Source organism: Dietzia sp. DQ12-76, assembly GCF_014145045.1.
Taxonomy (GTDB): domain Bacteria; phylum Actinomycetota; class Actinomycetes; order Mycobacteriales; family Mycobacteriaceae; genus Dietzia.
Map to the genome: position 1 here is coordinate 1,765 of NZ_JAALDV010000298.1, position 6,419 is coordinate 8,183.

Consider the following 6,419-nt stretch of genomic DNA (forward strand, 5'->3'; position numbering starts at 1 on the left):
GGGTCGCCGCGGCCGGACGGCTCGACGCGGATCCCGCCGTCCTCGCGATGAGCTTCAGCTCGCTCGACCCCTCGCTCGCGCCGGCGGGCCGGCACGAGCTCACACTGTGGTCGCAATGGCACCCACGGCATCTCGCGGACGGGCGCTCCTGGTCGCAGGCGGGTCCCGGGGAGGCGGACCGGATCATCGCGGCCGCGGAGCGCTTCGCGCCCGGGCTCACCGACTCCATCGTCCACCGCCATGTCCAGACACCTCAGGACCTGGAGACCGAGCTCGGCCTGATCGGGGGCAACGTGATGCACGTGGAGATGTCCCTCGACCAGATGCTCCCCATGCGACCCCACCCGGATCTGGCCGGACACACCGTCCCCGGCGCCGACGGCGTGTTCCTCGCGGGCGCCTCCACCCATCCCGGCGGCGGCGTCATCGGCACGAGCGGCAGGACGGTGGCACGTCTCGTCGGTCGCCGACTCGGCACGTCGACGCGGCGTCGGCTCCGCACGCGGGCACAATGACGACCGTGATCGAACCGAGCGGCACAGCGACCAACCCCGTGACGGCCCCGCGCTCCCCCGCGGACCGCCGGATCGTGGGCGTCACCGCCCTGGTGACGATGCTGTTCGTCCTCACCGGGTGTCTCCAGCTGAACGCGCAGATGAGTGTGCGGAAGGACGACACCGTCTCGGGTCGCATACTGGTGGCCGGTGACCAGCCGGCGCAGACGGCGGCGCTGGACCGGCTGTCGACTCCGTCCGGCCTGGAGCAGAAGGTGAGGATCACCGCCTACTCCGCGGACGGCTTCACCGGCAGGGAGATCTACTTCACCCAGCTGACCTTCGCGGAGGTCGACGCGTTGTCCCTGGCCATCGAGGTCGAGGGCGCCCGTCCCTACACCCTGGGGTTCCGGCGGAGCGGCGACACGGTGTCATTCACGGGCTCGGTGGACCTCTCGGGTATCCCCGCGGACCGCGCGGAGTCCGCGACCACGCGTGTGGACCTCACCTTCCCCAACCGTATCGGCGAGACTAACGGCACGCTCGGTGGGGGCAACTCCGTGAGCTGGACGCCGGCGCCGGGCTCCATCACCCGGATGCAGGCGTCCTCGTCCTACCCGGATCCCGCCACCCGCGGGTTCGCGGTATGGATGATCGTCGGGATCGGCGCGGCCCTGCTGGTGTCGATCGGGACGATCCTCGCCGCCCGGACCTCCCGCGCCCGCTCGGACCGCCTCGTGCGCTGACCCGCCCGGGCCCCCGCGACAGCGCGGGCACCCGCGACAGAACGGAGCGGGCGGTGTCAGACCCCGCTCGCCACCACTTCCGGCGACGGGACCATCGAGAGATTGGCCAGCACCTCGTGGGTGGCGCGGGAGAAGTTCAGGGTGTTGAAGTGCAGGCACGGCACGCCCTCGGCGATCAGGCGCTCGCAGAGTTCCGTGGCGAACTCGATCCCCACCTCACGCACCGCGGCACGGTTCTCCTCGGGGCCGTCCCCCGCCGCCGTACGCAGCCTGTCGGACAGTCCGTCCGGCAGTGCGCACCCGGACAGCTCCACCATGCGGCGGACCTGACGCAGGCTCGTCACCGGCATGAGCCCGGGGATGACCGGTTTGACGGCCTGCTCCGGGTCCGCGGACTCCAGTCGATCCCGCAGGCGCAGATAGTGCTCGACATCCCAGAACATCTGCGTGATCGAGTACTCGGCGCCGGCGCGGAGCTTGTTGAGCAGGATCTCGGTGTCGTGATCGAGGTCGCGCGCCCGGTAGTGACCCTCGGGGAAGGAGGCGACGCCCACGTGGAGGTCACCGACCTCGTGGATCAGTCGGACGAGCTCCTCCGCGTAGTGCAGACCCTCGGGATGCGGCGTCCAGTCCCCGAGCGGGTCACCGGGGGGATCGCCCCGGAGCGCGAGGATGTTGGTGACCCCCACGTCGGCGTACATCTGGATCATCTCGCGTAGTTCGGCGATCGAATGGCCCACTGCCGTCAGGTGCGCGATGGGGACCAGGTCGGTCTCCCGCACCACCCTCTCCACCACCTTGACGGTCCGGTCGCGGGTGGAGCCGCCCGCACCGTAGGTGACGGACACGAACGCCGCCCCCAATTCGGAGAACACCGAGGCAGCGCGCCACAGACGGGCCTCCGCGGCCTCGTCCCGGGGTGGGTAGAACTCCACGGAGAACGGCACCCTGGGGATGCGCGACGAGGCGATGCGGTCCACGATGCTCGGGTGTCGGTCGCCGCCCGCCGGTACGAGGTGGGGTAGCTGGGTCACCGGACCAGGGTAGCCCGACACGCGCCGGTCCCGACCCCCGCCCGGCGACTAGGATCACGGTCACGAGGGCTGCCGGGCGGCGGCGCCCCGAAGGGATGGTGACCGTGGTCACGGCGACTCGTCCGGACGACGCGCAACGGGTGCTCGGCGCCCTCCGCCGCCATCTCGACGAGCGGCGGCGGGTGGTGTCAGGGGTCGACGACCGTGTCGACGCCCTCGCGGGACGGTTGTCGGACTTCGTCCTCAACGGCGGCAAACGGATCCGACCCCGTTTCGGCCTGGCCGGGTGGTCGGCCGCGAGCCCGGCGGACGCGACGGTCCCGGATGAGATCCTCACGGCCTGCGCCGCACTCGAGTTGATCCAGGCCTGCGCCCTCATCCACGACGACATCGTGGACGCCTCGGACACCCGTCGCGGCCGACCGACGGTCCATCGTTCGATCGAGGCGACACACCGCGACCTGGGATGGTCCGGAGACCCCGCCCGGTACGGCGTGTCGCAGGCGATTCTCGTCGGGGACCTCGCACTGGCCTGGGCGGACGAGATGTTCGTGACCTCGGGCGTCGACCCCACCGCGCTCGGCCGCGCACTGGAGCCGTGGTACGCCATGAAGACCGAGGTGCTCTCGGGGCAGATGCTGGACATCCTCGCCGAGTCCTCCGGTGCGACCGACGAGGAGACGCCGGCCCGGGTCAACCGCTTCAAGACGGCCGCATACACGGTCGAACGGCCCCTGCACATCGGTGCCGCGCTCGCCGGGGCGGAGCCGGGCACCGTCACGGCGCTGCGCGAGTTCGGGGTGGCCGTGGGGCAGGCGTTCCAACTCCGTGACGACATGCTCGGCGTCTTCGGTGATCCGGAGGTGACCGGCAAGCCGTCCGGGGACGACCTCCGAGAGGGCAAGCGGACCCTCCTGCTCGCCCGCGGTACGGCGCTGGCGCCGACCGGGGAGGCGGAATTCCTGCTCTCGGTCCTGGGCACCGATCTCGACCCCGCCGATCTCGAGCGCGCGCGCCGGATACTGGTGGACTGCGGTGCGGTGGCCTCCGTCGAGGCGGAGATCGACACCTTCACGGTCCGGGCCCTGGACGCGATCGGGTCCGACGCGGTGAGCGAGCACGGTCGGGTCACACTCCGCGCCCTGGCCGAGGCCGCCACCCGTCGACGGTCGTGACGGTGGCGCCTGATCCCACCCCGGGGGCCGTCACGTCCCACGAGTCGGATCCGTCGGTGCCGACGCGCGCCGCCCGCTCGCTCACCTCTTCTGCGCGCTCGGCCCTCACCGGGCCCTCCGGTCCCGCGCTGTACCGCGGGATGCTCGGGTCCGCACTCCTGACGCTCGGGGGTTTCGGCGCCGGGGCACTGCCGGTGGACGGTGGACCCGCCGTCGCCGTCGGACTGCTCGGGTTCACCTTCGGTCACGGTGAGATCCTGGCGCTGACGCTGTGCTGGATCGGGATCGCGCTGCTCTTCAGCGGCTGGCTCGCGCTGGGACCGCGGGCGCTGTCCGGTCGGCTCCCCACGCGGGACGCGGTGTGGGCCACTGCGCTGTGGTCGCTTCCGACACTGCCCGCGGTGCCGATGTTCAGCCGCGACGCCTGGTCGTACCTCGCCCAGGGGGCGATGACCGCCGCGGGCGTCGATCCCTACGAGTTCGGTCCCGAGGCCAACCCGGGCGCGTTCTCGGACGAGGTCAGCCCCGACTGGCAGTCGACCGCCACTCCGTACGGACCGCTCCACCTGCTGCTCATGAGGGGCGTGGTGGCCGTGTCCGGCGGCCACCCGGCGGTGGGGATCGTCATCCTGCGCGTCGCGGTGTTGTCCGCACTGGCCGCACTGACCGTTCTGCTCGTCATGGCCGCTCGCCGGACCGGCGTCGACGCGGCGGCCGCGGTCTGGTTGGCGTGCGCGTCGCCACTCGCCGTGATCCACCTGGCGGGCGGGCTGCACAATGAGATCTTCCCGCTCGTCGCCTGCCTCGGGGCGGTAGTCCTCACCCTCGACGGTCGCGTGACCTGGGCGGGGGCGGCGATCGGGATCGCAGTGGCCTTCAAGGCGACCGCCGTGATCGTGGCCCCGTTCCTGCTGTGGATCACGCTGTCGCGACGCCGCGACGACCCGGTTGTCGCCAGACCGACGCTCAGGGCGCTCGGCGACACGGCGCTGGCCGCGGCGGTCGCGATGGCCGTGCTCGGGCTGACCACCCTCGGGTCCGGTACCGGAGTCGGATGGTTCGACGCGATCGCCGTGTCCGACAGGGTGATCAACTACCTCAGCGCACCGACGGCGGCAGCGCATCTCATCCACGCGGTCACCGACTCCCCCGGGTTCGAGGACGTGCTGGCAGTGGCACGACAGGTCGGGCGGGTGGTCCTCGCCGTGGCGCTGGTGGCCGTGTGGTGGCTCCATCGCCGGGACCGGAGAACGGCGCTGCGGGGAATCATGCTGGCGCTGCTGGCCTTCGTCGTACTGAACTCGCTCGCCTGGCCCTGGTACTACGTGTGGGTGGCCGCGTTCTGGGTTCTGGCGAGGCCGGGGCCACGAGCCACCACCGCCGCGGTCGGAACGACCGTGTTCCTGGTCATGGCGATAGGACCCAACGGATCGACCAGCCTCTACAGCCCGGTGCTCTCCGGGGTCGCGGTGCTCGCCTCCCTGGCGGTGGCCGGGTGGTGGTGGCGGACCACCAGCGGGATCAGAACGCCATCGCCTGAGCGCGCCGGATGACCTCCCGGGCGCGGTGACCGTGGAGTGCGTCCGCGGGCCGACCCGGCAGGCTGTCGTCCTCCGTGAAGAGCCACCGCAGGATCTCCTCGTCGCGGTAGCCGCCGTCCCGCAGGACCGAGACGAGACCGGGCAGGAACCGCACCACCTCGTCGTCGTCGTCCAGGAAGACCGCGGGGACCACCACCACGCCGCCACGCTTGACGGCGATCAGTCCCCCCTCACGCAGCAGGTCGTGTACACGGGTGACCGGGATCCCCAGTCGACTCGACACCTCGGGCAGATTGATCGTCTCGATGTCCCCGGGCAGGACGTCATCACAATGCGGAACGGTACTCACGGCGACCACGTTAGTCCCAGCGAGGCCCGGCGGTCACCACCGCGGGGACCCCTGCCGGGCGCGCCGCCCGGTCGCATGCCGATATCGCGACGCCGGCGGGCAGAATGGACTCCATGACCACTCACGACGGGCAGCTTCCAGGGCCGGGCACGGTGCTCGACGGGCGCTACCGGCTCGACGCCGTGATCGCCCGGGGCGGGATGTCGATCGTCCACCTGGCCACTGACGAACGGCTCGACCGTCACGTCGCCGTCAAGTTGTTGGATCCCGCCCTCGCCGGAGATCGGGCCTTCGTCGACCGGTTCACCCTCGAGGCCCGCTCGGCCGCTCGACTGTCCGACCCGGGCATCGTCCAGGTCTTCGACCAGGGGGTCGAGGGGGACACCGCCTTCCTCGTCATGGAACTGGTCCCGGGCGGGACCCTGCGCGAGCTCCTCGACGAGCGCGGACCCATGCCCCCCTACGCGGCCGCCGCCGTACTGCGCCCACTGCTCGGCGCTCTGCGCGAGGCTCACGCGGCCGGGTTGGTGCACCGCGACATCAAGCCCGAGAACGTCCTCATCTCGACGACCGGTGCCGTCAAGCTCGCCGACTTCGGCCTCGTGCGTGCGGTGGCCGAGTCCAGAGCGACCTCCCGGAGTGTCGTGATGGGCACCGCCGCCTACCTCTCCCCCGAGCAGATCTCCGGAACCGACACCGATGGACGCTCCGACCTCTACTCACTCGGCGTCCTCGCCTACGAGATGCTCACCGGGGAGCCCCCGTTCAGCGGGGACAACTCGATCGCCGTGGCCTACCGTCGCCTGGACACCGACGTCCCCGCCCCGTCCGACCAGTCCGATTCCGTGGCAGAGGACCTCGACCACCTGGTCCTCCGGGCGACGCGCCGCAGCCGCGAGGACAGGTACCCGGACGCGGCGGAGATGCTCGACGACCTCGACCGGGCCGCCGAGATCGGACGTTTCCCCACCTACGTCGTCCCCGCACCGCAGCAGTCGTCCTGGTCCAGGGCCCGGGCTGCCGCCGCCCGATCGGCGCCCGACGGCGCGGCGGAGTTCGACGCCGCCGATCGCGAGAGCG

Annotated in this window: 6 protein-coding genes and 1 pseudogene; 5 read left to right on the forward strand and 2 right to left on the reverse strand. The window is 71.6% G+C overall.

From position 1 onward, the window contains the following. Together G6019_RS17320 and G6019_RS10635 are read left to right on the forward strand one after the other, a co-directional pair. A pseudogene (locus G6019_RS17320) lies at positions 1-515 on the forward strand (phytoene desaturase family protein); the annotation flags it as partial. Beyond that, a complete protein-coding gene (locus tag G6019_RS10635; protein ID WP_182627563.1) occupies positions 512-1,240 on the forward strand; it encodes an LppM family (lipo)protein in 729 nt (242 codons plus the stop codon). The pseudogene G6019_RS17320 and the gene G6019_RS10635, both read left to right, overlap by 4 nt. 56 nt (positions 1,241-1,296) lie before the next feature. Here the strand turns inward: G6019_RS10635 and metF are convergent, their stop codons facing one another. Continuing rightward, entirely contained in the window at positions 1,297-2,274 is a 978-nt protein-coding gene (gene metF / locus G6019_RS10640; protein WP_182613128.1) for a methylenetetrahydrofolate reductase [NAD(P)H], read from the reverse strand. 95 nt (positions 2,275-2,369) lie between these two features. On the opposite strand from metF, the gene G6019_RS10645 reads away from it, so the two are divergent. Together G6019_RS10645 and mptB are read left to right on the forward strand one after the other, a co-directional pair. Continuing rightward, a complete protein-coding gene (locus G6019_RS10645; protein WP_107756205.1) occupies positions 2,370-3,449 on the forward strand; it encodes a polyprenyl synthetase family protein in 1,080 nt (359 codons plus the stop codon). A gap of 2 nt (positions 3,450-3,451) precedes the next feature. After that, positions 3,452-5,002, forward strand: a complete 1,551-nt coding sequence (mptB, locus tag G6019_RS10650; RefSeq protein WP_309230210.1) for a polyprenol phosphomannose-dependent alpha 1,6 mannosyltransferase MptB — start codon at positions 3,452-3,454, stop codon at positions 5,000-5,002. Here the strand turns inward: mptB and G6019_RS10655 are convergent. Further along, a complete protein-coding gene (locus G6019_RS10655) occupies positions 4,971-5,339 on the reverse strand; it encodes an Rv2175c family DNA-binding protein (protein WP_182613127.1) in 369 nt (122 codons plus the stop codon). The genes mptB and G6019_RS10655 overlap by 32 nt on opposite strands. Before the next feature lie 113 nt (positions 5,340-5,452). Here G6019_RS10655 and G6019_RS10660 point away from each other — a divergent pair. Further along, a partial coding sequence (locus G6019_RS10660; RefSeq protein ID WP_241725993.1) for a protein kinase domain-containing protein occupies positions 5,453-6,419 on the forward strand: 967 nt, incomplete at its 3' end.

Excerpts from the sequence above, each read along its gene's own strand:
- G6019_RS10635 (WP_182627563.1), top strand. The coding sequence starts at position 512 with ATGACGACCGTGATCGAACCGAGCGGCACAGCGACCAACCCCGTGACG.
- G6019_RS10645 (WP_107756205.1), top strand. The coding sequence starts at position 2,370 with ATGGTGACCGTGGTCACGGCGACTCGTCCGGACGACGCGCAACGGGTG.